The organism is Pseudarthrobacter sp. PvP090 (genome assembly GCF_040547365.1).
Taxonomy (GTDB): Bacteria; Actinomycetota; Actinomycetes; order Actinomycetales; family Micrococcaceae; genus Arthrobacter.
In genome coordinates, this window is sequence record NZ_JBEPPO010000001.1 from 387,223 (window position 1) to 410,893 (window position 23,671).

The following is a 23,671-nucleotide window of genomic DNA, read 5'->3' on the forward strand; positions in this document are numbered from 1 at the left end:
GGGCAAACGTTCGACATTTGACCAATTAATTCTTCGCCATCCACAAAGGGATCTCTGAGACAGCTTTAGAACTGGCGGTACCTTCATCCACAAAGTCCAAATCTACTAATCGACGCAGATTAGCCAGGAGTTGAGCCTCATTGTCAAAAACGAATACGAGAGAATTATTCTCAAAGCCGCCACTGACGGACCTGTGAACTATCACCGGGCGGCGTGCGGAAATTGCATCGATTAGCTTGTTCGGCACTCCGCTTCCGTGCATGTTGGGAATATAGACAGCAGTATTTCCTTGATAGATCTCGCTAATATCATCAGCCCAGCCCACAAATATGGAATCCGCAATGCGAATAGGTTCGCCTTTCCCGTATAAATGAAGCTCCAGGTCTCCCCTCTCAAGATTCGGCGACTCCCATGCGTCCCGAAGAAATTTCATGCCTTCGTGATTATGAAATGCCTCGTAGTCGGCGGAAACACTAACTCTTTTAATCCTACCGATCACGGCACCAAGGCTCTCGGCGTCCTGCAATTCTCGCGGAGCAACGGGACTGACGACGAACGCGGAACGGTGGAAATTCACCCACCGATCGGCCTGTTGATCCCTCACGGAGATATAGCTTACGAAGAGGCTCCGGCCCAATAGCGTCTGAAGCACCAGCCCCGCCACAGCGGGGAGGGCCAGTGGAAGTCCTCCCGTCCGGAGCCGAGCCTTAACCTGAAGTAGCCAACTGTCACAAGTGTCATAAGCTACTCGCCGTCTCAACCCCGATGCGAAACGCAGGTAGACCGCAAGAAAAAGCATATGCACTGCACCGAGTCCCAGCACGAGGACGACTGCTTCGCGGGGAAGCGTTCGGTCAAGGTGATGCAGCTTCTTCAGGACTATTTTGACACGGGTGATCTTGCTCGACGATGCCTCGTCGGGAGTCAGTATCGCTTCATGGCTCCAGTCGATACCGTGACCAGCAAGCCAGTCAGAAAAGTGCTCATATCGGCGCCTGACACCTGGAGGAGCTAACTCCGGAGGCATCTCCGTCAGCATAAAAACCTTCATGCTCTCGGCAATTCAGGGTTCAGGGCAGTGAGCGAAGCTGGCCTGGGCCCCATTCGGCCGGACCAACTGTCAAAAAGCCCGCGTAGAGCCCACGCAACTTCGTCGGGCCGTCCCTCCCTGAGCCGGCGTAGTGAGTCTTTGGGCAATGCAAAGAGCCACGGCCATCCCCGAAGAGTGTCTGCGTTCTTTCGAGTGAAGTATGTCAGGTTCCGGTACTTAAAATACAGTGTGTAGTTACCAGGTTCTTGCTGCGCAAAAGCCCGCGGCACAACAACAACGTTCATTCCAGCATTACGCAGTCTCAGCTGCAGGTCGACTTCCTCAACGTACAAGAAATACGCCGGATCAAACCCCCCAATTTTCAGGCAATCATCGACGCGAAGTAGGGTGCATGCTCCGTCGACCCAATCCACTGAATAGGGCTCGTCCTGGATCATGTGCGAGTCCACGTTTCGGCCTTGATTCGGGTGAAGGGTTCGACCGTACTTGGTGATGATGCCCCCTGATGAAAACAGGGTTTCCGGCTTCGACGCCAGAAAAAGAATTGGCGCAGCAACAGCACAGAGTCTCTCATGAGCCATGTAGACCACAAGGTGCTCTGCAGTGTCGTTTCTCAGAACAGAGTCTTGTGTCAGTAGCAACAAATAAGGAATCTGAGCTCGTGCCGACTCCTGTAGGAGGCGATTCGCTGCAGGACCGTATCCCAAGTTCCCCCCCATTGGGAGAACACGCACATTCACAAAGCTCGGATGGTGCGACCAGTCACGAAGATCGATGTCTCCCGAGTTGTCGGCTATAAGGATTTCCGACGGTCTTTTGGTCCAAAGAGAGATTGCATTGACGAGTGCAATTACACTTCCAGGGTCACGATAGTGAACTATCCCCACGACGTATTCGATTTCCGACTGCATTAGACCCCATTAACTTCGCTTTAAAATCACAAACCCTGGCAAGATCCTGAGCGACGTCATCGCGACAGCGCCGCGACCAATCTCGCACTACGGAAAATAGCCAACACAGCTCAGTTCACATCCTGGAAAGATCCCACGGGTTAGCTCGCCGCGCTCAGCATGCCCAAGACGACTGGGCGTCGTGGGCATAGGCCGCTCTCAGCTAGTGTTTGTGCCGTGAACGCAACGAAACTCCGCATCCGTATTCTCGGCCTGCACTATAGCCCGGAGCCGTCCGGCAACGCCCCGTACACTTCAAGCTTGGCCGAAGGCCTGACGAAAGCCGGTCATGACGTCGAGGTGTTCACCGGTTTCCCACATTACCCTGAGTGGAGAATATACGATGGCTACTCTGGATGGAGACGTCGAGAGCTCCTCAACGGCGTGAAAGTTACCAGGTTGCGACACTACGTACCGCGAAAACCATCGGCGCTCCGCAGGTTGACCATGGAAATGACTTTCGGATTCCAGCTACTGTTTGCTCGCTGGGGGCGGCCTGATGTCGTTCTATTGGTGAGTCCGGCCCTGCTGTCGACTGCAATCGCAGTTCTTCGAGCCAGACTCAGCCCCAGCAAGCCTGCAGTCGCCATCTGGGTTCAAGATCTCTACAGTCGCGGACTCGTAGAGACATCCGGTGCTGGCGACGCTACGGCGAGACTCGCGGCAGCACTCGAAGGCCTCATCTTGGGGTCCGCCCATGGCGTTGTGGTCATACATGAGCGATTCAAGAAATACTTGGTCGACAGCCTCAACGTTGACGGGTCCTCAATTTCCATAATCAGGAACTGGACGCATCTACCGGATGCCCCCACAAGTGGACAGGCTGCCTTTCGCGAGCGTTTTGGCTGGTTGCCTGAGGACTTCATCGTTTTGCATGCAGGCAACATGGGCAAGAAACAGGGCCTGGAGAACGTCATAAACGCTGCACGTCATGCTGAAGAGAAGGGCAGCAGCGTTAAGTTTGTTCTCATGGGAGACGGAAATCAGCGACAATCACTAGAAGCGTCTGCCTCGGGTGCCCGGAACCTAATTTTCATTGACTCCCTAGCCGACGCGGATTTCCAGATGGCTCTCACCTCGGCTGACGCACTACTAGTCAACGAGCTTCCCGGAGTCAAAGACATGTCCGTGCCGAGCAAGCTGACTTCATATTTCAATGCGAGTGTGCCGGTGATTGCGGCAACCGATGAAGGCAGCGTTACTGCTTTCGAGGTTGAATCGTCATGCGGAGGTGTTCGGGTTAACTCAGCCGACCCTTCTGCGCTTGTGGAAGCTGCCGAGCTGCTGGGGCGAGATCCGGATTTGTCGACCGGCTTGGGGAAACGCGGACTCCGCTACCGGCACGAAACACTGTCCGAGGCCTCTGCGATTCGGCACTATGATGATGTCATTACGAGTTTGGCATCGTCGCGCAGCCGCTAGGCTACGCGACTCTTCTTTTGCACCATGGGGGGCAATATGAATAAGCGCGCGCTTATCACTGGAATCACTGGCCAGGACGGCTCCTATCTCGCGGAACTCCTGCTGAGCAAGGGCTACGAAGTTCACGGGCTCATTCGTAGGGCTTCGACCTTCAATACGGCCCGAGTTGATCACCTTTATGTCGACCCCCACGATCCTGCCGCCAAGCTTTTTCTGCACTACGGCGACTTGAGCGATGGGGCTAGGCTAGTTACGCTACTCGCCGACATCAAGCCTGACGAGGTCTACAACCTGGCGGCCCAGTCGCATGTACGCGTCTCGTTCGACGAACCGGAGCACACTGCGGACACCACAGGTGTTGGCACCATACGTCTCCTTGAGGCAGTCCGCATGTCTGGGATTGAGACAAAATTCTATCAAGCGTCTTCTTCCGAGATGTTCGGCGCGACGCCTCCACCGCAGAACGAAGACACGCCGTTTTATCCCCGGTCCCCCTACGGCGCCGCAAAGGTATACAGCTACTGGATCACCAAGAACTACCGCGAAGCGTACGGAATGTATGCAGTAAACGGAATCCTGTTCAACCACGAATCTCCCCGGCGTGGCGAGACGTTTGTGACGAGAAAGATCACCCGTGCGGTGGCAGCCATCAAAGCCGGCAAGCAGGATCTCCTGTATATGGGCAATCTTGACGCAGTTCGCGACTGGGGCTACGCCGCCGAGTACGTTGAAGGCATGTGGCGCATGCTGCAGGCCGACGAACCCGATGATTTCGTCTTGGCAACCGGAGGCAACTACACCGTCCGTGATTTCCTCCAGATTTCATTTGATCACGCCGGGCTGAACTGGGAGAACCATGTACGCTTCGACGAGCGCTATCTTCGCCCAACAGAAGTCGACGCCTTGGTGGGAGATGCTTCAAAGGCCCAGGAGAAACTCGGATGGAAGGCTTCGGTTCACACCCCGGAGTTGGCCCGCATCATGGTCGACGCCGATATCGAAGCGTTGAAGCACGCTGGAAATCACTGGATCGACAGCGTGGATCTCGACAGCTGGAAGAAGTCATGACCAAGGACCTCAACTTCCTTCCAGGCGAACTTGACCGGACATCAACTTTTTATGTTGCGGGACACCGAGGACTGGTCGGGTCGGCCATCTGGCGCAGGCTTGAAGCTGAGGGCTTTAGCAGCCTCGTCGGACGATCGTCCACGGAGCTCGACTTGAAGGACCGAGATGCCGTCTTTCGCTTCTTTGCCGAGACCAAACCTCGATATGTGGTCCTGGCTGCAGCCAAGGTCGGAGGAATTCTGGCCAACAACACCCGTCCTGTGGACTTTCTCAGCGAAAACCTCCGCATACAGGTGAATGTTCTTGACGCGGCACGCGAGCAGGGAGTCGAACGGCTCCTGTTCCTTGGGTCTTCCTGCATCTACCCGAAATTGGCTGGGCAGCCCATCCGAGAGGAATCGCTGCTCACGGGTCACCTAGAGCCAACCAATGATGCCTACGCAATAGCAAAGATTGCTGGAATTATCCACGTGCAGGCAATCCGGCGCCAATATGGTCTTCCGTGGATATCGGCTATGCCGACGAACCTCTACGGACCAGGGGACAATTTTTCGCCGCAAGGATCCCATGTTCTTCCCGCTCTCATCAGGCGTTACGACGAAGCCGTTATTTCCCGAGCCTCCACCGTCACCAATTGGGGCTCAGGGTCGCCTCGGCGCGAGTTCCTGCACGTGGATGACATGGCCGCAGCGTGCCTCCACCTCATGGAGAATTACGATGGCGCGGACCAAGTAAACGTAGGGACCGGGACCGACGTGACGATAAAGGAACTGGCGTCAATGGTTGCGGAGGCTGTGGGTTTTGAAGGAACGATTGCTTGGGACACGTCCAAGCCCGACGGTACGCCCCAGAAACTGCTGGATGTCTCCAAGCTTGCCGATGCTGGCTGGAGAGCCCGGACCAGTCTAAGCGACGGAATAAAGAGCACAGTTGACTGGTACCGCGCAAACATCGACCACGTCCGCGCGTGAAACACGCTTTGCCCGGGGGATGACAGAGTGACAATCAAAGAAGGAACCGTGCTTGGGACGACCCCGCGCGATAATTGGCGCTTCAAGTATTCACGGCGTCTAAGACTTCTCGACGCTGGCGTGGTGATCTGGGCAGTCGTCGGCGCGTATGGAGTGCGATTTGGTTTCAGCGATGTCGGCTCCGACAATGCTCGAGACGTTGACTATCTGATGTTGTCAGCTGCGCTGGTGACTGCGTGGTGGCTAATGCTTGGATTTTGGGGCTCAAGGGAAGCCCGTGTCCTGGGCTCGGGATCTGAAGAGTACAAGCGAGTTGTCGCCAGTTCGGCCTGGCTCTTTGGCTTCGTGGCCGTGGTTTCCTATGCACTTCGAATTGATACGGCTCGAGGGTTCGTCGGGCTGGCCTTCCCCGCCGGTGCGCTTGGTCTGCTGGCTGCAAGGTGGCTGGTCCGCCAGCATCTGGCTCTCGAGCGTAAAAATGGTAATAGCAGCGCCCGCGTCCTAATCATCGGCGGTCCATATTCGGCCGCCCACCTGGCACGCTCGCTGAAAACCGTACCCTCCGCGGGATATTTGCCCGTGGCTGCGCACCTCCCTGGAGCCAACAGAGACACTGCCAACGGGGCTGGTTTGACCATTCCTGTGACGGGCATTCAGTCCGATTTCGAGTCAATCCTAGCCATTATCTTGGATTCCCAAGTGGATGCCGTCGCGATATCTGCTGGCGTGAACCTTCACCCACACGATCTGAGAAGACTGGGATGGGAACTGGCGGCGAGGGACATTGGAATGATCCTGGCCCCAGCTCTCACTGATATCGCAGGTCCCCGAATCCACACTCAACCAGTGGCCGGACTTCCACTGATCCATGTTTCTACGCCCAAGCTCACAGGCGGAAAGAAGGTGGCAAAGCGAGCCTTCGATGTAGCCGTGGCCGGATTCCTAGTGACCGTGCTCTCCCCTGTCTTCTTAGTCCTAGCCCTCTTGGTCCGATTCAGCGACAAGGGACCTGTGTTCTACCGACAGGAAAGAATAGGGCTGAGGGGAACGACTTTCAACATGCTCAAGTTCCGATCCATGAAGGTGGATGCCGACGCGGAACTCCAGGCATTGCTTAAGGCACAAGGATCAGATGACACCCCCCTGTTCAAGGTCGATAACGATCCACGCGTTACAGCGGTAGGGCGTGTCCTTCGCAAGTACTCGCTCGACGAACTGCCTCAGCTACTTAACGTCATAGGTGGAAGCATGAGCCTAGTAGGTCCGAGGCCTCAGCGCGAAGGCGAAGTGGCTCTGTATGACGATGCGGCCCATCGACGTCTCTATGTGAGCCCTGGCATGAGCGGCCTCTGGCAGGTAAGCGGGCGATCCAACCTCAGTTGGGAAGAGAGCATCAGGCTGGATCTATATTACGTAGAGAATTGGTCACTTATGGGCGACGTTCTGATTCTCTTCAAGACGTTTAAAGCAGTGTTCGCTAGCACCGGCGCGGTATGATCCGGACCCTGCTTCACCTGCGGCCCCCGGCCGCCAATTCTTCTTTTGGGAAGGCACAAACATGGGTATATCTGTCATCGGCTGCGTCGCATGGAACTACCGTGGTCTGGGGCGTCCGTAACCGATGAGGGACACTCGCGGAGCTTCCGGTTCCGGTTCCGACAACATTCATGCTGATGTGCTTGGACGTACAAAGTCGACATCCAAACGCCGCGGGGGGCGCCGCAAGCGGCGTTACGTCATTGCTTCTGCGTGGCTGGCCGTCACGGCGGTACTCGCATTGGCAACAGCGACATGGCTTGGCACACGAGCCACCATCATCAAGGGAGAACTTGAGGCCACCGCGCAACTTATCCCCGTCCTCAAGGACGATATTGCCGGCAAAAAGCCGCAAGAGGCCAGTGCTACGGCCAATCAACTTCGTTCCCACACGGCCGCGGCTCGCGCGGCCGCGGGAGATCCCATTTGGACGCTAGCCGCATCCGTCCCTTGGGTCGGAGCGAATTTCGCTGCCGTTGCAGAAGTTGCTCGATCGGCTGACGATGTCGCTAGCCTGGGCTTAGCACCCTTGGTGAAAGTTTTCGATTCCCTGGACTGGAACAGCCTGCTGCCCAGCCCCGAGGGGGCAAATTTAGAACCCATCCAACGGGCTGCCCCCAGCGTCTCAGCCGCCGCCTACGCTGTACGGGCCTCAGCCGACCGGCTGGAAAGAATCGATGGGAGCAACCTTTGGCCCCAAGTTGCTGACCCACTGATGCGAGCCCGCGAGCAACTGCGTACAGTGACGGGCACCCTCGACGCATCAGCCAATGCCGCTCAAATCACCCCTGGCATGTTGGGGGCCGACGGTGAGCGGAACTACTTGCTCGTGATCCAGAACAATGCCGAAGCCCGGGCGTCAGGCGGCATTCCTGGAGCTTTGGCTGTACTAACACTGAACAACGGCAAACTGACTCTGGGCGCCCAAAGCAGTGCCGGCGAAGTTGGCATCATGTCGCCCGTGATACCTGTGGACGGAGAACAGGAACAGATCTACTCGACACGACTCGGCAAATACATGCAGGACGTCAACCTAACTCCAGACTTCCCCACCGCGGCGGCTACGGCGCAGGCCATGTGGGAGAGGAAGACAGGCCAGCGAGTGGATGGAGTGCTCTCAATGGATCCCATTGCATTGGGCTATGTTCTGGATGCAACCGGACCTTTGGAAATCACAAGCCCCGAATTGCTTGAACTCGTTGACACCGGTCTGCCGACTGAGCTAACAGGGAAAAATGTAGTTAGGACGCTGCTTTCCGACGTCTATGCCAAAATCGCGTCCCCTACCTATCAGGACGTCTACTTTGCCGGCGTCGCCAAGGAAATTTTCAGCGCATTGTCCAGCGGGAAAGGTGACGCCAGAGACCTCATCGAAGGTATTTCCCGGGGTACATCGGAGGGCAGAATTCTCGTGTGGTCGTCTGCAGACCAGGAACAGTCGGTTATTGCCAAGTATCCGCTCAGCGGATCGATCGCCGGCCAAAGCGTCGCCCCCGCGCAGTTTGGGGTCTACTTCAATGACGGCACCGGCGCCAAAATGGACTATCTCGTCAAGCGAACTGTCCAGCTTCTCAAGAAATGCGTAGTGGACGGGTATGAACAAACTGCTGTCCGCATTACCAGCACAAACACAGCACCGGCAAACGCAGCCACTTCTCTGCCGCCGTACGTCACCGGCGATGGTGCCTTTGGTGTCCCGGCAGGCACCGTGCAGACCAACGTGATTGCTTACGGCCCGGTGCAGGCCAACGTGGAAACAGCAACGGTAGACGGTGAAAAGTCGGACTTCGCTGCCCATCACCACGCCAATAGGCCCCTGGGAATGGTCACTGTCACCCTGCCACCTGGCCAGAGCAGCACGGTTGAGCTGACCTTCGGCAAAATAGTTCAGCACACGGAACCGAACGTAGTTGTCACGCCCACCGTCCAGCCTGTCAAAGACGTGGTTCTGGCCACCGAAAATGCAGTATGTGAGCAGTGAAAGTAAACGCTACGTAAACGGCATGTAAAGCAACTTGATTCACTTTGGCCACACGCGCTATCAGTGCTAGTCTCTGCATGGGCTTATCAAATGAGATTTCAACCTACGGTCACTCGGGGGACACGGAAATCTCCACAACGCGTGACACTCGTATATACGGTCTCAGGGGGACACATGAAGAAAACACTTGCCGCGATCACACTCGCTGGTTTCATCGCGCTCGTCGGCACAGTTCCGGCAGTCGCAGCGGACGACTACCGGGCACCGCCCGCTAACTCCGCCGTTTCTGACGGCACCGTTGGACCGGGTGAGCAGTTCGTCTTCCGCGGCAACGGCTTCAAGGCCGGCGAGGGCCTCACCATCACCGTCACGCCCGGCGGCAGGCCTGCATCGACCGGCGCCAGTGTCGCCGGCCGCGGTATGACGGTTTCCGGAAAGATCACGTTGCCGCTGGCCCCGCAGACCTTCTCTACCAACGCAGACAGCTCCGGGGCCTTCTCCTACCCGATCAGCATCAGCGAGACCGGCGTCTACACCCTGACCGCAACCGGTCTGGAATCTGGAGTCACGGTCAGCTCGAGCATCACGGTGCAGGGTGTCGCAGTGAACGCTGCCTCCAGCGCTAACGGCGCTACTGGCACGGCCGTTGGTCTTGCCGACACCGGCGCTGATTCCAACCTGATGATCTGGTCCCTGGTGGGCGCAGGTGCACTGGCCGCTGGCGTAACCTCCGTCGTGGTGGTACGCCGCCGCGCCAAGGCTGACGTCGCAGTCTAAGCACCAGCCAACAAGCACCAACTGAGTGGGGGCCTCCGGATATCCGGAGGCCCCCACTCTTTGCTTTGTCACAGGAAGTGGCGGGCAAGTCCGTTCCGGATGCACTGTGGTTAGGATGTGCTGTGGTTGAGACTACGAGGACCGAATGAGGGCCATGGCCGCTCCCCGCTTGTGGCGGGGAGTCCTGGCAGGCTTCCTGGCCGTCCTGTCGCTGGTTGGCTTCTGGCCCAGCCCGGTGGACCGGCCAGTGCAGGGGCAGATTGCCCGGTTCTTGTCCTTCATCCACGCTCACGGTGCTCCGGCATGGATTGACTACGGGTTCGTTGAAGCCTCCGCCAATGTGGCCCTCTTCGTGCCGCTCGGCGTCATGACGGCACTGGCCTTCCCGTCGAAGCCCTGGTGGCAGATCGGCGCCTTTGGCCTGCTGGTGTCCGGCTGTATGGAGCTGGGGCAGCTGCTCTTTCTTCACAGCCGATTCCCCAGCCCCCTGGACCTTGCCACCAACACCGCCGGATGCCTCCTGGGGTTCCTCCTGGCGGCGTCCCTTGTCCGCTCCCGGAGCGGTATCAACCCCCGCGCTTAGCTGACGAAGGCTTTCATCCAGGTCTTGAGCTCCTCGCCGAACTCCACCCGTTCAGAGGCAATGGAGATGACAGCCTTCAGGTAGCTCAGCTTGTCGCCGGTGTCGTAGCGGCGGCCCTTAAAGACCACGCCGTATACGCCGCCGCCCTCGCGGTTCGAGGTGGCCAGGGTCTGCAGGGCATCGGTGAGCTGGATTTCTCCGCCGCGGCCGGGCTGCGTGTCCTCCAGGACGTCGAAGACGGCCGGGTGGAGCACGTACCGTCCGATGACGGCCAGGTTGGAGGGCGCATCGGCGATGGACGGTTTTTCCACCAGCCGCTTGACGCGCACATGGCCCTCGCCGTCGATGGCTGAAATGTCGGCGCAGCCGTAGGCGCTGATCTCGGCGGGGTCCACTTCGATCAGGGCGATGACGGAGCCGCCCGTCCGGGCCTGCACCGCGATCATGGTGCTCAGGAGCTCGTCCCGCTCGTCGATCAGGTCATCGCCCAGCAGGACGGCGAAAGGCTCGTCGCCCACGTGCTGGCGGGCGCAGAGCACGGCGTGGCCCAGGCCCTTGGGGTCGCCCTGGCGGACGTAGTGCAGGGGTCCCAGGTTGGAGGCGTGCTGGACGGCGTCCAGGCGGTCCACGTCGCCCTTGTCCTCGAGGGTGCGCTCCAGGTTCGGTTCACGGTCGAAGTGGTCTTCCAGCGCGCGCTTCTGGCGGCCGGTGATCATCAGGAGGTCGGTTAGGCCAGCCTTGACGGCCTCTTCCACGACATACTGGATGGCCGGCTGGTCCACTACCGGCAGCATTTCCTTCGGCATTGCCTTGGTGGCGGGAAGGAAACGCGTTCCCAATCCGGCAGCAGGAATGACGGCTTTTTTGATGGTTTTCCCCAAAGTCATGAGGGGATTCTAACGGCTAGCCCCTGAAAACCGGCTTGCGTTTTTCTTGGAAGGCCAAGAATCCCTCGGAGTAGTCCTCGGTCTTGCAGAGCCGGGCCTGCTCGGCGTTCTCCTCTTCCATGGAGTCCCAGAGGCCAAGCCGCTGGTCCCGGATGTGCGCCACGAGTTCCTTGCTGGCGTTGAACGCGCTGGTGGCGCCGGTGGCTGCCTTGGCCACGATGGCGCGGGTGTTCTCCAGCAGGTCCGCCGCGGGCATGGCCCGGCTGAACATCCCCTGCGCCACGGCCTCGGCGCCGCTCATCAGCTCGGCCGTGTAGATCAGGTCCAGGGTCCGGTGCATGCCGAGGCGTTCGGTGAAGTACCAGTGCCCGCCCGAATCGAGCGTGGCCCCCAGGTTCGCGAACGGGGAACCGAACTTGGCGTTCTCCGCCGCATAGACCACGTCCGTGGCCAGCAGAAGCCCCAGCCCCACGCCCAGGCACGCCCCCTGGGCGGCCGCAAACGTCGGAGCGGGGAATGCACTCATCTTCTTCAGCAAAGGCTGCAGGAGCCCACCCAGGTACGCCTGCACGTCGTCCGTCTCCGGCGTCACACCTGCGATGTCCCGTCCCGCGCAAAACGCGCGACCCTCACCCCGGAGCAGCAGCGCCCGCACCTCGCCACGGGAGGCGGCGGCAGCGGCGTCGTCGTACGCCTGTGCCAGATCCCGCAGGGCCTGCCCGTCCAGCGAGTTCAGCTTGTGCGGGGCGTCAAGGACGATCTCGGCGACGCCGTCGGCGATGGAAAGGGAAATCATGGGGCTCCTGGGGTCGGGCGGGAAGCGGGTGGACTGCTTAGACGTCGAAGTCGACGGTGACTTCCGGTGTGGTGGGGTGGGACTGGCAGGTGAGCACGTAGCCCTTGTCCAGCTCGTCCTGTTCCAGCGCGTAGTTCTCGTCCATGGTGACGGCACCGGTGACCACCTTGGCGCGGCAGGTGCCGCAGACGCCGCCGGCACAGGCGAACGGCACGTCCGGGCGGACGCGCAGGGCCGCGTTCAGGATGGATTCGCGGGCGTGCGTGGGGCTGGCCACCTCGCCCTGGAGGCCGTCCAGCTTGAAGGTGATCTTGTAGGTGGCCTGGGACTCGTCCACAATCACGGGACGGCCGGCGTTGCCTTCGGGGCGGTCCGGCTTGCCGGTGGTGAACAGTTCGAAGCGGATGTGGTCCGGGTTGACGCCGCGCTCGGCCAGGGTGTCACGGCACAGCTGGACGAGCTCGAAGGGGCCGCACAGGAACCACTCGTCGACGTCGTCGGCGTGGATGGCGGTCCCCAGCAGGGCCTGCAGCTTCTCCGCGTCGATCCGTCCGCTGAGCAGCGGCGCGATCCGCTGTTCGCGGGACAGCACATGGTGCAGGGCGAGCCGGGCCGGGTACTTGTCCTTCAGGTCGGCGAGTTCCTCGAGGAACATCACGTCCATGGCGGCCTTGTTGGCGTAGACGAGGTCGAAGCGGGTCTCCGGGTGCGCCGCGAGCAGCGTGCGGGCAATCGCGATGACCGGGGTGATGCCGGACCCGGCAGCGATCGCAACGAAGGAGCCGGGCTCCCCCGCCAGCTCTTCCGGATGGTTCATCGAGTTCATCAGGTTCTGCTCTTTGCCGTCCCGGCCGTGCTTGGACACGAACGCGCCCATCGGGCTCATGACGTCCAGGACGTCGCCGGCCTTGAGGTCGGCGTTTGCCCAGGTGGAGAACTGCCCGCCCAGGTCCTTCTTGATCGCGACCCGGATCTCGCTGCTGCCGTCCGCGAAGCTCCGCGGTTCGGCGCAGATGGAGTAGCTGCGCCGGATTTCCTTCGGCTCGCCCGTCTCGTCCGGCAGGGTGGTGCGCAGGGCGACGTACTGCCCCGGGAGGTAGTCGAACTGGCCGGCGAGCTCGGCCGGAACGCCGAACGTCACCTCGATCGCGTCATCGGTGAGCCGGCGCACCTCATCCACGGTGAGCGGGTGGAAGGACGCGCGGCGGCGGCCGGTGGCTGCAGCCGTTTCAGCGGCGGTCTGGCGGACAACAGTCATGGGGGCACCTGTTCCTTACAAAACTTTGAAGTAGTCGAACGGTTCCTTGCAGTCCTGGCAGACGTACAGCGCCTTGCAGGACGTGGAACCGAAGCGGGTGAGTTCCTTGGTGTTCAGCGATGAACACTGCGGGCACTTGACGGCGAGGGACAGGCGGACCGGCCCGGCGTGACGCACGGCGGCCGAGTGGCCGCTGGGCGGCGCGATGCCGTATTCCTGCAGCTTGGCCTTGCCGGACTCGCTCATCCAGTCGGTGGTCCACGCCGGGGAGAGGACCATTTGAACGTTGACGCTGGGGTAGCCCTCGCGGTTGAAGGCCGCCTTGAGGTCGTCACGGATGGCGTCCATGGCCGGGCACCCGGAGTACGTCGGCGTGATGGTGACCTGCACCGCGGGGACCATGCCGCCGTCGTCGTAAAGCTGGACGTTGCGCAGGATCCCAAGGTCCTCGATGGTGAGGACCGGGATTTCCGGGTCGCAGACGGTGGCCGCGAGGTCCCAGGCCTTCTGCTCGGGGGTCTGCTGCTCCGCCGGGCGGCCGTCCGCGGCCGTGGGGTGGCTGACGTACATGTCCATGGTGGTTACCAGCTGGCTCCGGGGTACTCGCGGGCGAGCACCTGCATTTCGGCGAGGAGGTATCCGAGGTGTTCGGAGTGCAGACCCCTGCGTCCGCCGCCGGGGGCGGGCTGGACCTTGGGGACCTCCAGTTCGGCCGCGGCGAGGACCTCGCCGATGAGGCGGTCGAAGTCGGCGCGCAGGCTGGACGGCTCGACGGCGGCGCCGCTCGCGCTGAGGCGGGCGGTGAGCTCGTCGTCGCGGAACAGCTCGTCCACGTAGGGCCAGATGACCTTGAAGGCGTGGATCATCTTCTCGCGGGACTCGTCCGTGCCCTGGGCCAGGCGCAGCACCCACTGGGCGCTGTGGTCGCGGTGGTAGTCCACTTCCTTGACGGCCTTGGCGGCGATGCCGGCCAGGGTTGGGTCGGTGGACTGCGTCAGCCGGCGGTAGAGCTCGAACTGGTAGTAGCTGACCACGAACTGGCGGGCGATGGTGACGGCAAAGTCGCCGTTCGGGAGTTCGAAGATCTCCACGGAACGGAACTCGGGCTCGCGGCGGAAGTACGCGAGGTCGTCCTCGCTCCGGCCGTCGAGACCGCCGGCGTAGCTGAGGAAGGAGCGGGCGTGGCCCAGCTGGTCCAGCGCGATGTTGCCGAGGGCAATGTCCTCCTCCAGCTCCGGAGCGCGGGAGATCCAGTGGCCCAGACGTTGGGCGAGGACCAGGGCGTCATCGCCCAGGCGCAGGGCGAACTCGGCGACGTCCTCGCTCGGCTTGGCGGTGCCGCGGCTCACGGCCAGGGCGATGTCCTCGGGGCGGAGGGCGTTGCCGGGCGTGATGCGGGTGGCGCTGGCCGTGGCCTCGCCGCTGCCGCTGGATCCCTTGACGCCGACGGAGATGTCGCCGTGGCCGCCGGTTTCGGGTGTGGTGCTCACAGGTGCTTCACGCCCTCGCTCTTGGTGTAGTACGTTGCGTGCCGGTAGTCCTTGCCTTGGGGCGACTCGAAGAACGCGCCCTTGGCGTCCGGATCGCTCGAGGCGATGGCGTCAGCCGGGACAACCCAGATGGACACGCCTTCGTTGCGGCGGGTGTAGAGGTCACGGGCGTTGCGCAGGGCCATGGCGGCGTCCGGCGCGTGCAGGGAGCCGGCGTGGACGTGGGACAGGCCGCGGCTGGAGCGGACGAAGACTTCCCAGATGGGCCAGACGTTTCCTGCGTGCGGTTCGGGGGTGGTCATGCTGCGGATTCCTTCTCTGCTTGCTTGCGGCTCTGTTTTTCCGCGTAGGCGGCGGCGGCTTCGCGGACCCAGGTGCCGTTGTGGTGTGCTTCGCGGCGCCGTTCCAGGCGCTGGGTGTTGCAGGGGCCGCGGCCGGCGAGGACTTCGTGGAACTCATCCCAGTCCAGCGGGCCGTGCTCCCATTTCTTGGTTTCCTCGTTGAAGCGGATGTCCTTGTCCGGGAGGGTGAGCTCCAGGACCTTGACCTGCTCCATCATCATGCCGACGAAGCGGTTGCGCAGTTCGTCGTTGCTGAAGCGCTTGATGTTCCAGGCCATGGACTGCTTGGAGTTGGGAGAATCGTCATCCGGTGGGCCGAACATCATCAGGGCCGGGGCGTACCAGCGGTTCACCGCGTCCTGGGCCATCTGCTTCTGCTCCGGCGTGCCGTGGGAGAGTTCCAGCAGGATCTCGAAGCCCTGGCGCTGGTGGAAGGATTCCTCCTTGCAGACGCGGACCATGGCGCGGCCGTAGGGGCCGAAGGAGGCGCGGCAGAGCGGCACCTGGTTAGCGATAGCGGCGCCGTCGACCATCCAGCCGATGGCACCCATGTCCGCCCAGGTGCGGGCAGGGTAGTTGAAGATCGAGGAGTACTTGGCCTTGCCGTCCATCAGGTCCTGCATCATCTGGTCGCGCGGCTGGCCGAGGGTCTCGGCGGCGGAGTAGAGGTACAGGCCGTGGCCGGCCTCGTCCTGGACCTTGGCCATCAGGATGGCCTTGCGCTTAAGGCTGGGGGCGCGGGAGATCCAGTTGGCTTCCGGCTGCATGCCGATGATCTCCGAGTGCGCGTGCTGGGAGATCTGGCGCAGCAGGGTCTTGCGGTATGCCGGGGGCATCCAGTCGCGGGGTTCGATGCGCGAGTCATCCGCCATGACTTTGTCGAAGTATGCCTGGCCTTCAGCGTCACGCCGGGCCACATCTTCAAGGCTCTGTTCGTGCCGTGCCGCTGTTGGCTCTCCGGGCACTGACTGCAGGGTCTGCGATGCCATGGTTGCTCCTATGCATTTCCGATAAATAATTACCGACCGTTCGTTCAGGATATGCGGAAGGCGGGAGATGCGTCAAGCACCGGGGCCATCTGCTGCCCGCAGGTGCGGATGGCCGGTGGTAGCTTGAACTCGTGAAGACCCGTGCCGGCAAGAAGCTCCCCCTCTGGGCCTCCGTGGTCCTGAACATGCTGATCGCCCTGGTGGCCGTGTCCCTGGTCCAGGGGTTCCTGGTGAAGGCCTACCGGATACCGTCCGGCTCGATGGAGCCGACGCTGCAGGGTTCCGCGGCCGGCGGTGACAGAATCCTGGTGAACCGGGTTGCCTACGCCGGCTCGGAACCACATCCCGGCGACATCGTGGTGTTCACCCGGCCGGACAGCTGGCAGTCCGAATCCGCGATGCCACGCAGCGGCGGGGTCGCCGGGCTGGCCCGTTCCTTCGGCGACGTGACCGGGATCGGCCCCTCCAACGAACAGTTCCTGGTGAAGCGGGTGGTGGCCACCGGCGGCCAGACCATCAGTTGCTGCGGGGACGATGGCAAACTGCGGGTCGACGGCCTGCCCCTCGACGAACCTTACGTCTTCGAGGATCTGCCGTTTGTGCCGGGCACCCTCAACTGCCAGACCAGTCCCCGGTCCCTCCGATGTGTTCCGTCCTTTACCGTGCCGGAGGGCGAACTGGTGGTGCTGGGCGACCACCGCTCCAACTCAGTGGATTCCGCCATCGCCTGCCGCACGCCTGCCGCTGAACCGGCCGACTGCATCAGGACGATCCCGGCCCCGGCTGTCGTCGGCCAGGTGGCGGGCAGGTTCTGGCCTCTGAACCGCGCTGGCGGGGTGGGCTGACTTCCCGGGCAAGCGAAAATCCCCTCGGAGCGGCTGCTCCGAGGGGATAGTTTCATTGTTAGCGCACGGGCTGCGGCTCCGGCTCGTGTGATTGGTATGCGGTGTAGTACCGGTAAGAACCTGCGCCGGTGGTGGCCACGCGGTTGAGGATGGTGCCGAGGACGTTGCCGTTCACCCGGTTGAGGTTCCCGAGCGACTTGCCCAGCTCCTCGTCGGTGGTCTTCCCCGACCGGATGACAACGATTGCACCGTCGGCGATGCGCGTGAGGACGGCGGCGTCCGTGACGGGGAGCAGCGGCGGAGCGTCCACCAGAACAATGGCGTCCTGGGCGAGCGTTTTGAGCAGGGTCTTCATGGCGTGCGATCCCAGCAGCTCGCTGGGGTTCGGCGGGATCCGGCCGGATCCGAGCACGCGCAGGTTGGGCATCGCGCTCCATTCCTGCAGCACGTCTTCCAGCTCGGCGTGGCCGCTCAGGACGTCGGTGACCCCGACTCCGGGGATGAGGTTGAAGACATCCACCAGGGTGGGGCGGCGCAGATCGCCGTCGACGACGACAACATTCTCGCCGGCGGCAGCCATGGTGACGGCCAGGTTGGCCGTCACCGTCGACTTGCCTTCGGCCGGAACGGAACTGGTCACCACGATGATCCGCGGGGGATTGTCGACGTCGACGTACTGGAGGTTGGTCCGGAGCTCCCGCAGGGCCTCGGTGATGGCATGTGAACCTTCGGACGCGACCGGGCTGAACCCGTCGTCCAGCACGGTGCTTTTCCCGTCCAGGCGGTGGTCCACCGGGAGCGTGCCGAGCACCGGCACCCCGAAGCGGCGTTCGATCGCCGTGGCGCTGCTGAGCCGGCGGTCCAGGCGGTGGCGGAGCATTGCGTAGAGCAGTCCGAGTGCCAGGCCGGCCAGCGCTCCGATGGCCAGCGCCAGTTTGACGTTAGGGGATGTCGGCGCGGTGGGCAGGGTTGCCTCGCCAAGCGGAACCACGCGGATGACCGGAACGGGGACAACGTCCGAACCTTCCACCGCCGGGAGGCTTTCCAGCTCCTTGACCTGTTCGGCCAGCCCCCGGACCCAGGCCTCCGCTATCCGTTGGGCCACTGCGGGGTCAGTGGACGTAGCGGTGACGGCAAGCTGGGCGCTTTCCTTCGGCACGGTCACGGTGATGGACCCCAGCAGGGCATCCGGCGATGTGGTGAGGCCAAGCTCCGTGACGACACGCTCGGCCACGAGCCGGGACTTGGCCACCGACTCGTACTTGGTGGCTTTGGTCTGGGCCAGGTTCTCGCTCATGAGCGACAGGCTGAGGTTATCCGAGCCGCCTGCCACCACAATCCCGGTGGATTGTGCGGCGTAGATCTTTGGCTGCAGGAGGGTCCAGCAGAAGGCGAGCACGGTCAGCGCCAGGGTGAATGCCAGGATTCCCTTCCAGCGGGCCCGGGCGATTCGCAGGTAGTCCTCTAGCGCGAGCCCCGCCGGTGCTTGCCCATTGTTGTCGGCCGTCTCAAAACCAGTCACGCTTAGGTCCTCTCCCCCGTGCCTGGCCCCAACGACCCACACGAAAATTTACTGTACGGTACGGTGACCGCGTTGGTGCGCATATTAACCGCGCAGGAGCAATCCCTGGTCCACGAGGCCGTCCACGGCCGCATCCAGCAGCGTTTCATAGCCGTCAGGCAGCCCATGCAGGGCCTCGATCCTGCCCTCCAACGTCTCTATCGAGACGGGACGCTGGGCGGACTGCCAAATGATAGGCCCGATGCCACTGAGCCGGGTGAGCTCGGTTGCGGTGAGGACCAGCAGATCATCGCCGATCTCCACGGCGTCAACGACTTCGGTCCGTTGCAGCCAGCCTGCGGGAATTGGTTCGAATTCAGTCTTCGCTTCCGATTCCGCCAGGGCGGGTGACCATTCTCTGCCGGCCTCCGCCGGGTTCAGCGACTCCGTCAAGAACAGCGGCGCCAGGCTGTCCTTCAAGTCAGCCGCTTCCGAATAGCTGACACGGAACACTCCACCCACACTGTCGATTAGCCGACAGAGGGACTGAAGCGGCTGGACCACGGCAGCCTGGGAGGACGTGTCCGGAATAAGCGCCAGGACTGCCTCCACCAGCGGGACCGGTTCGAGGGCGGGCAGTTGATAGTCCCCACCGGCAACCCTGTCGAGCAAAGCTATGGCCGCGATGCGGGGATTGTCCGGCGCGACTCGCAGGCCCAACTCGTCCGGACCCACCTGCAGCTTGGCGGCGCCGGGAGTAGCCTGCTTAACTGACAGCGGCTTGGGATACGGGAAAACGGTCCCATCAGCCCGGATCGCGACCGTTTCGTCAGTTATATAGCCAAAGGTCCGGGCAAGCTGCGCGGAGGCCGTGGTTTTGCCAGTCCCGGACTTCGCCACCAGGGCAATCACTGCGCCATTGGAATCTGCAACGCCGCAGGCATGGAGCATGGTTAGTTGGCCAGCGCGTTCGAGGATGGCAGCGACGGTGACTTCCGAGGTTACGGCCTCAGCCAAGCCCTCGAAGCTATCCGAAGCAAGATTCCTCACTCCCGCACCGGAACGCCTTGAGTCGAAGTAGATAGACGCCGTAAAGGGTTGACTTGCAGTGCCAGGCATATCCTGCACAGCGACAGCTGCACTGAGATCACCGATACAGCGGCTCCACGCCGTAGCCATTGATCGTCGCTCACCACTGGATACGGTTCCACCCCAACGAACGGTGAAGTTGATTCCCAATACGTCTAGGCTCAGCACACTGGGGGCCTCCATTTGACCCATCGAAGATACATTGGCCGAGAATGAGTCGGCGTCGAAAGCACGCACTGCTGCGGGGTCAGCCATTTCGGAATCCCATATCAGGAATCAACGCACTCCACTATTTCCACGACAGGACTCCCACAGTATCCCAGCGCGTGGCATTTGACATTCGACCAATACTGGTCATTCGTGCGGGAAATTGGGCACCTAGATGCCGTTAGACGATTGAAGCCAGCTGTTGTGATGCCACAACGAATGGGGCCCTATTCGGGAAGGTGACCGTCATCTTCATATTGTAGTCGCCCCCGACAGCCTCGTTCTTCTTTCCGTTGTGGTCGTACGAGAACTTGAACGTACGGAAATCGGAGTGGTCCATACCTCCCCCATAGGTAAAGGTTGTTGACGAATCAAATCCGTTGCTATTGAACAAAGCGGAGGTGACAACTACCCCGGCGCCCGGCGTAACTCCGATTACTCGGACGGCAGGCTGCTTGAGGGTCCGCTGCTTGGCAGTTATGTCGATCTTGACCTGGACCTTGTCGTTAACTGCGACCTCCTCGACGGAACCTATGATGATGCCCGAAGGTGCCGATCCGTTCCGAATTGGCGCACCAATTACCGTTGCGGCGTACGACAGACCTGTAGTGAGGATGTCGAAAGCCGCGGTCGGCGTCCCCGTGTGCGACGCCGAAGCGGCCGGCGCTGCAATAGCTGCCGCGATAACGGGAACGCTCCAAGCTGCGCCCTTGACAACGGCACGGCGGTCGAAACTGGCTTTCGGTGCGGCCAGGCTCTTGATCTCCGACATCTTTTACCCCAAGTTCTAATGCTGCGGAGAACCCCCAGTCGGGCCAGCTCCAGCCGAGCGTTTCGGCGTTCTTTGACGACTGTACGCAGAAAAGCGTGAATCTTCAATATCAAGATGCTTTATTTTCAAGAACGACAGAAGTCGGCCCTATCTCCCAGAATCGATAGGGTCGTGCCCGGCGCGGCTAGACTCGAAAACCACGCCACCGGCACGAGTCTCGCTAATGGAAGTTGGGAAAACCTTGGAAGCGCACCGCCCCGTTCGGATCCTGACGGTCTGCACCGGCAACATCTGCCGCTCTCCGGTGGCCGAACGCCTGCTGCAGGCCGGGCTGGACCAGGTACGGCCCGGTGCCTTTGTGGTGCGCAGCGCCGGCACGCGGGCCATGGTGGGCGATCCCATCCAGCCGCCCTCGGCCGACATCATCAGGACCTACGGCGGGACCCCGGACGGCTTTGCGGCCCGGCTGCTGACGCCGAAGATCCTGAGGGAGTCCGACCTGGTGCTGGCGATGACCGCCAAGCACCGCGGCGCCGTGATGCAGATGGATGCCTCGCTGCTGAAGCGGACCTTCACCATCCGTGAATTTGCCCGGATGCTGCAGGTCCTGGAACAGCGCGACGCGCCGCCCGCCGCCGTCGACCTTCCTGGTTTTTGGCGGGAACTCCCCGCCCGTGCGGCGTCCGTGCGGCACCTGGCGCTGGCCCCGGACGCCGCAGACAACGACGTGGTGGACCCCTACCGGCGCGGCCAGGAGCTGTACGACCAGATGGAGGACGAGCTGGCCCCGGCCATCCTCGCGATCCTGAGGTTCGCCCGCCGGCACAGCTGACGCATGCACGCCTGCGCCGCCATCACTATTTGACGGAGCGCGGTGGTAGTGTCCGGCCATGGGAACGTCGCCGGAACCAGCAGATGCAGCCGCAGGCCCAGCCGCGGCAACGGGCGGAGGGCACCGCCGTCGCACCATTGCCATCGCCATCATCGCCGGGCTGGTGGTTCTCGCCGTGGCCGCCGCCGCGTTCCTGCTGAGCCGGCCGCGCACCGAAACGGCGGCCCCGGCGCAAACCTCCGCCCCGGCGGAGTCATCACCCGCCCCCACCCCTGAGCCCACGCCGACCCCCACCCCGGATCCTCTGCCCGTGGCGCTCAACATCCTGCTGGTGGGCAGCGACAGCCGGGTGAATGCCCGCGGCGAGGCAGCCGCCGGCGCGACGTCGGACCAGCGCGGCGACGCCCTGGTCCTCCTCCACCTCCCGGCGGACCGGCAGAGCATCTACGGCATCTCGCTAATGCGCGACCTGTGGGTGGACATTCCCGGCTACGGCGCGGCCAAGGTCAACGCCGGGCTGGAGCTGGGCGGGGTGCCCCTCATGACGCAGACCGTGGAGGCCCTGCTGGGCCAGCCCATCAACCACACAGTGATGGCGGACTTCGAGGGTTTCGCCGCCCTGACCGACGCGCTCGGCGGGGTGGACGTGAACATCACGCAGCCCTTTCAGGGGACCGTCGACGACTTCGTGTATTTCCCCGCGGGGGTGAACCGGCTCAACGGGCTGCAGGCGCTGGCGTTTGTCCGGGAGCGCCACGCCTTCGCCGACGGCGACTACCAGCGGGTCCGGAACCAGCAGACCTTCCTCAAGGCCGTGATGGCCAAGATGGCCGCCGAGGGCGGGCTGACGGACCGCAACACCGTGAAGCAGCTGGTGCAGACCGTCCTCCCCCACGTCACGGTGACCCCGGGACTGACGGTGAAGACGCTGGAACAGCTCGCATTCAGCCTGCGCGGCACTGCCCCAGGCAACGCCCTGTTCTTCACCCTCCCCACCGCCGGCGCGGCATTCAGCCGGGACGGCCAGTCCATCATCCTGCAGGACCCCGCCGCCACCGCCGCCGTTGCCGCCGCACTGGGCTCCGGGACCCTGGGCGAGTACATCGCCGCGAACGGGCTGCAGAATGGGAACTGAGGGGCCCGGTCCGCGGTGCCGGCGCGGCCGGCTGTCGAATGCGGTGCCTACCCAATGCTGACAGGCAGAGTCGCGGCGGACGTCTTCACCACAGTGGCGTAGGCAGTCTTCGTCCCTGTCACGCGGACAGTGATTGCTTTTCCGGCGTCTGCCGTAGTGAGTTTGTAGCTGTTGGAGTTGGCGCCTGAAATGAGAACTCCAGAGCGGTACCACGTGTAACTAAGGGCTACCGGGCTTGGCCCCCATGTTCCAGGGTTGGCTGTCAGGATTGATCCCACCTTGCTTGTGCCGGCGATGACTGGGGTCGCCGCAGCCAGGGCGCCGGCCATCACGGACGCGGTCGCCGTGGAGGCCTTGACCGTCGTGGGGTACCCGGCCTTGCTCCCGCTTACTTTCAGAGTGATGGTCTTGCCGTAGTCGGCGGCAAGCAGCGTGTAGGTGTTCATGGTTGCCCCGATGATGGCCGTTCCGGAGCGGAACCACTGGAAACGCAGAACATCCGGCGTGGGCGACCAGGTCCCGGTTACCGCTGTCAAGGTCCGACCCACCTGGGGAGTCCCGGAGATGCCTGGCACAGGGGTTGCGGACCAAATCCAGCCGGCGTTGAGGGTGTAGGTTTTGCCCCAGCTTGCGTTGCCGCTGTAGCCGTAGATTTTGATGTACGCGCGGCCCATTGGGAGGTTGATTTGTTGGCCGGCGAGCCAGCTTCCATCAGCGGCGGCGCCGCTGAGGTTGAAACTGTAGAGGCTGGTGCCGCTGGCGCTGAGGATGCTGAGCGTGTAGGTGGATCCGCTTCCGAGCCCGGCAGGGAACTTGAAGTTCAGCCCGACCCGGCCCGCCTTGGGCACGTCGACGGCGTAGTAATCGGTGTCGGACGAACTGGCGCTCAGCGCCGAACCGGAAATAGTGGTGCCCAACGGCACCACTGTTGCGCTTGCGGTGGTGCCGTTGGATTCGAGTTCGACGGTCCCCGCGCTCAGCGCGGTGTTCAGAGTGTAGGTCTTGCCCCAGCTTGCGTTGCCGCTGTAGCCGTAAATTTTGATGTAGGCACGGCCCGCGGGCAGGAACGTGCCCTGGCCGGCGAGCCAGCTTCCATCAGCGGCGGCGCCGCTGAGGTTGAAACTGTAGAGGCTGGTGCCGCTGGCGCTGAGGATGCTGAGCGTGTAGGCGGATCCGCTTCCGAGCCCGGC

The 23,671-nt window shown here is 62.2% G+C and carries 21 protein-coding genes and 1 pseudogene; 10 read left to right on the plus strand and 12 right to left on the minus strand.

Annotated elements, in window-relative coordinates; all coding sequences use genetic code 11:
* Positions 1-25 precede the first annotated feature (25 nt).
* Complete coding sequence (locus tag ABIC21_RS01875) at positions 26-1,051, minus strand: glycosyltransferase family 4 protein (protein WP_354348720.1); 1,026 nt, start codon at positions 1,049-1,051, stop codon at positions 26-28.
* Positions 1,052-2,178: 1,127 nt separating this feature from the next.
* On the opposite strand from ABIC21_RS01875, the gene ABIC21_RS01880 reads away from it, so the two are divergent.
* From ABIC21_RS01880 to ABIC21_RS01910, 7 genes are all read left to right on the plus strand, one after another.
* Positions 2,179-3,423, plus strand: coding sequence for a glycosyltransferase (locus ABIC21_RS01880; RefSeq protein ID WP_354348721.1), 1,245 nt, complete (start codon positions 2,179-2,181; stop codon positions 3,421-3,423).
* A 36-nt stretch (positions 3,424-3,459) separates the two neighbouring features.
* Positions 3,460-4,491 carry a GDP-mannose 4,6-dehydratase gene (gene gmd / locus ABIC21_RS01885; RefSeq protein ID WP_354348722.1) on the plus strand — a complete coding sequence of 344 codons (1,032 nt, stop codon included), beginning with the start codon at positions 3,460-3,462 and terminating at the stop codon, positions 4,489-4,491.
* Positions 4,488-5,462: a GDP-L-fucose synthase family protein gene (locus ABIC21_RS01890; protein WP_354348723.1), complete on the plus strand. Its 975-nt coding sequence runs from the start codon at positions 4,488-4,490 to the stop codon at positions 5,460-5,462. The genes gmd and ABIC21_RS01890 overlap by 4 nt, the downstream gene beginning before the upstream one ends.
* A 27-nt stretch (positions 5,463-5,489) precedes the next feature.
* Complete coding sequence (locus ABIC21_RS01895) at positions 5,490-6,959, plus strand: sugar transferase (protein WP_502935941.1); 1,470 nt, start codon at positions 5,490-5,492, stop codon at positions 6,957-6,959.
* A gap of 280 nt (positions 6,960-7,239) precedes the next feature.
* A complete protein-coding gene (locus ABIC21_RS01900; RefSeq protein ID WP_354348724.1) occupies positions 7,240-8,979 on the plus strand; it encodes a DUF4012 domain-containing protein in 1,740 nt (579 codons plus the stop codon).
* 174 nt (positions 8,980-9,153) lie between these two features.
* On the plus strand, positions 9,154-9,756 hold the full coding sequence (locus ABIC21_RS01905) for an LPXTG cell wall anchor domain-containing protein (RefSeq protein ID WP_354348725.1): 603 nt from the start codon (positions 9,154-9,156) through the stop codon (positions 9,754-9,756).
* Positions 9,757-9,910: 154 nt separating this feature from the next.
* Positions 9,911-10,339: a VanZ family protein gene (locus ABIC21_RS01910; RefSeq protein ID WP_354348726.1), complete on the plus strand. Its 429-nt coding sequence runs from the start codon at positions 9,911-9,913 to the stop codon at positions 10,337-10,339.
* On the opposite strand, the gene galU is transcribed toward ABIC21_RS01910, so the two are convergent.
* The 7 genes from galU to paaA are packed head-to-tail and all read right to left on the minus strand — an operon-like array spanning position 10,336 to position 16,100.
* Positions 10,336-11,226: a UTP--glucose-1-phosphate uridylyltransferase GalU gene (gene galU / locus ABIC21_RS01915; protein WP_354348727.1), complete on the minus strand. Its 891-nt coding sequence runs from the start codon at positions 11,224-11,226 to the stop codon at positions 10,336-10,338. The two genes, ABIC21_RS01910 and galU, sit on opposite strands and share 4 nt — an antisense overlap.
* 16 nt (positions 11,227-11,242) lie before the next feature.
* The gene (locus ABIC21_RS01920) at positions 11,243-12,022 is read right to left on the minus strand and encodes an enoyl-CoA hydratase/isomerase family protein (protein WP_354348728.1); all 780 of its coding nucleotides are present in this window, start codon (positions 12,020-12,022) and stop codon (positions 11,243-11,245) included.
* Between the two features lie 37 nt (positions 12,023-12,059).
* The gene (gene paaE / locus ABIC21_RS01925; RefSeq protein WP_354348729.1) at positions 12,060-13,280 is read right to left on the minus strand and encodes a 1,2-phenylacetyl-CoA epoxidase subunit PaaE; all 1,221 of its coding nucleotides are present in this window, start codon (positions 13,278-13,280) and stop codon (positions 12,060-12,062) included.
* Between the two features lie 15 nt (positions 13,281-13,295).
* Complete coding sequence (gene paaD, locus ABIC21_RS01930) at positions 13,296-13,850, minus strand: 1,2-phenylacetyl-CoA epoxidase subunit PaaD (protein WP_354348753.1); 555 nt, start codon at positions 13,848-13,850, stop codon at positions 13,296-13,298.
* 11 nt (positions 13,851-13,861) lie between these two features.
* Complete coding sequence (gene paaC, locus ABIC21_RS01935; protein ID WP_354348730.1) at positions 13,862-14,770, minus strand: 1,2-phenylacetyl-CoA epoxidase subunit PaaC; 909 nt, start codon at positions 14,768-14,770, stop codon at positions 13,862-13,864.
* Positions 14,767-15,072 carry a 1,2-phenylacetyl-CoA epoxidase subunit PaaB gene (gene paaB, locus ABIC21_RS01940; RefSeq protein WP_091251167.1) on the minus strand — a complete coding sequence of 102 codons (306 nt, stop codon included), beginning with the start codon at positions 15,070-15,072 and terminating at the stop codon, positions 14,767-14,769. The genes paaC and paaB overlap by 4 nt, the downstream gene beginning before the upstream one ends.
* Positions 15,069-16,100, minus strand: a complete 1,032-nt coding sequence (gene paaA, locus ABIC21_RS01945) for a 1,2-phenylacetyl-CoA epoxidase subunit PaaA (protein ID WP_354348731.1) — start codon at positions 16,098-16,100, stop codon at positions 15,069-15,071. The genes paaB and paaA overlap by 4 nt, the downstream gene beginning before the upstream one ends.
* 131 nt (positions 16,101-16,231) lie before the next feature.
* On the opposite strand from paaA, the gene lepB reads away from it, so the two are divergent.
* A complete protein-coding gene (lepB, locus tag ABIC21_RS01950) occupies positions 16,232-16,945 on the plus strand; it encodes a signal peptidase I (RefSeq protein WP_354348732.1) in 714 nt (237 codons plus the stop codon).
* 58 nt (positions 16,946-17,003) lie between these two features.
* On the opposite strand, the gene ABIC21_RS01955 is transcribed toward lepB, so the two are convergent.
* From ABIC21_RS01955 to ABIC21_RS01965, 3 genes are all read right to left on the minus strand, one after another.
* Positions 17,004-18,467 (minus strand): tyrosine-protein kinase domain-containing protein, encoded by a 1,464-nt coding sequence (locus tag ABIC21_RS01955; RefSeq protein WP_354348733.1) that lies wholly within the window; start codon positions 18,465-18,467, stop codon positions 17,004-17,006.
* Between the two features lie 84 nt (positions 18,468-18,551).
* Positions 18,552-19,463, minus strand: a complete 912-nt coding sequence (locus ABIC21_RS01960) for a hypothetical protein (RefSeq protein WP_354348734.1) — start codon at positions 19,461-19,463, stop codon at positions 18,552-18,554.
* A gap of 460 nt (positions 19,464-19,923) precedes the next feature.
* On the minus strand, positions 19,924-20,514 hold the full coding sequence (locus tag ABIC21_RS01965; RefSeq protein ID WP_354348735.1) for a hypothetical protein: 591 nt from the start codon (positions 20,512-20,514) through the stop codon (positions 19,924-19,926).
* A gap of 223 nt (positions 20,515-20,737) precedes the next feature.
* Here ABIC21_RS01965 and ABIC21_RS01970 point away from each other — a divergent pair, with 223 nt between their 5' ends.
* On the plus strand, positions 20,738-21,346 hold the full coding sequence (locus ABIC21_RS01970; protein WP_502935942.1) for an arsenate reductase/protein-tyrosine-phosphatase family protein: 609 nt from the start codon (positions 20,738-20,740) through the stop codon (positions 21,344-21,346).
* Between the two features lie 58 nt (positions 21,347-21,404).
* Entirely contained in the window at positions 21,405-22,481 is a 1,077-nt protein-coding gene (locus tag ABIC21_RS01975) for an LCP family protein (RefSeq protein WP_354348736.1), read from the plus strand.
* Positions 22,482-22,528: 47 nt separating this feature from the next.
* Here the strand turns inward: ABIC21_RS01975 and ABIC21_RS01980 are convergent.
* Positions 22,529-23,671 (minus strand): annotated as a pseudogene (locus ABIC21_RS01980) (hypothetical protein); the annotation flags it as partial.

Bases quoted from the DNA above. Each gene is read 5' to 3' on its own strand.
- ABIC21_RS01875 (WP_354348720.1), bottom strand. From the start codon at position 1,051: ATGAAGGTTTTTATGCTGACGGAGATGCCTCCGGAGTTAGCTCCTCCA.
- ABIC21_RS01975 (WP_354348736.1), top strand. From the start codon at position 21,405: ATGGGAACGTCGCCGGAACCAGCAGATGCAGCCGCAGGCCCAGCCGCG.
- ABIC21_RS01965 (WP_354348735.1), bottom strand. From the start codon at position 20,514: ATGTCGGAGATCAAGAGCCTGGCCGCACCGAAAGCCAGTTTCGACCGC.
- ABIC21_RS01890 (WP_354348723.1), top strand. From the start codon at position 4,488: ATGACCAAGGACCTCAACTTCCTTCCAGGCGAACTTGACCGGACATCA.
- ABIC21_RS01970 (WP_502935942.1), top strand. From the start codon at position 20,738: ATGGAAGTTGGGAAAACCTTGGAAGCGCACCGCCCCGTTCGGATCCTG.
- galU (WP_354348727.1), bottom strand. From the start codon at position 11,226: ATGACTTTGGGGAAAACCATCAAAAAAGCCGTCATTCCTGCTGCCGGA.
- gmd (WP_354348722.1), top strand. From the start codon at position 3,460: ATGAATAAGCGCGCGCTTATCACTGGAATCACTGGCCAGGACGGCTCC.
- ABIC21_RS01910 (WP_354348726.1), top strand. From the start codon at position 9,911: ATGGCCGCTCCCCGCTTGTGGCGGGGAGTCCTGGCAGGCTTCCTGGCC.
- ABIC21_RS01920 (WP_354348728.1), bottom strand. From the start codon at position 12,022: ATGATTTCCCTTTCCATCGCCGACGGCGTCGCCGAGATCGTCCTTGAC.
- paaB (WP_091251167.1), bottom strand. From the start codon at position 15,072: ATGACCACCCCCGAACCGCACGCAGGAAACGTCTGGCCCATCTGGGAA.
- ABIC21_RS01905 (WP_354348725.1), top strand. From the start codon at position 9,154: ATGAAGAAAACACTTGCCGCGATCACACTCGCTGGTTTCATCGCGCTC.
- paaA (WP_354348731.1), bottom strand. From the start codon at position 16,100: ATGGCATCGCAGACCCTGCAGTCAGTGCCCGGAGAGCCAACAGCGGCA.
- paaD (WP_354348753.1), bottom strand. From the start codon at position 13,850: ATGTACGTCAGCCACCCCACGGCCGCGGACGGCCGCCCGGCGGAGCAG.
- paaE (WP_354348729.1), bottom strand. From the start codon at position 13,280: ATGACTGTTGTCCGCCAGACCGCCGCTGAAACGGCTGCAGCCACCGGC.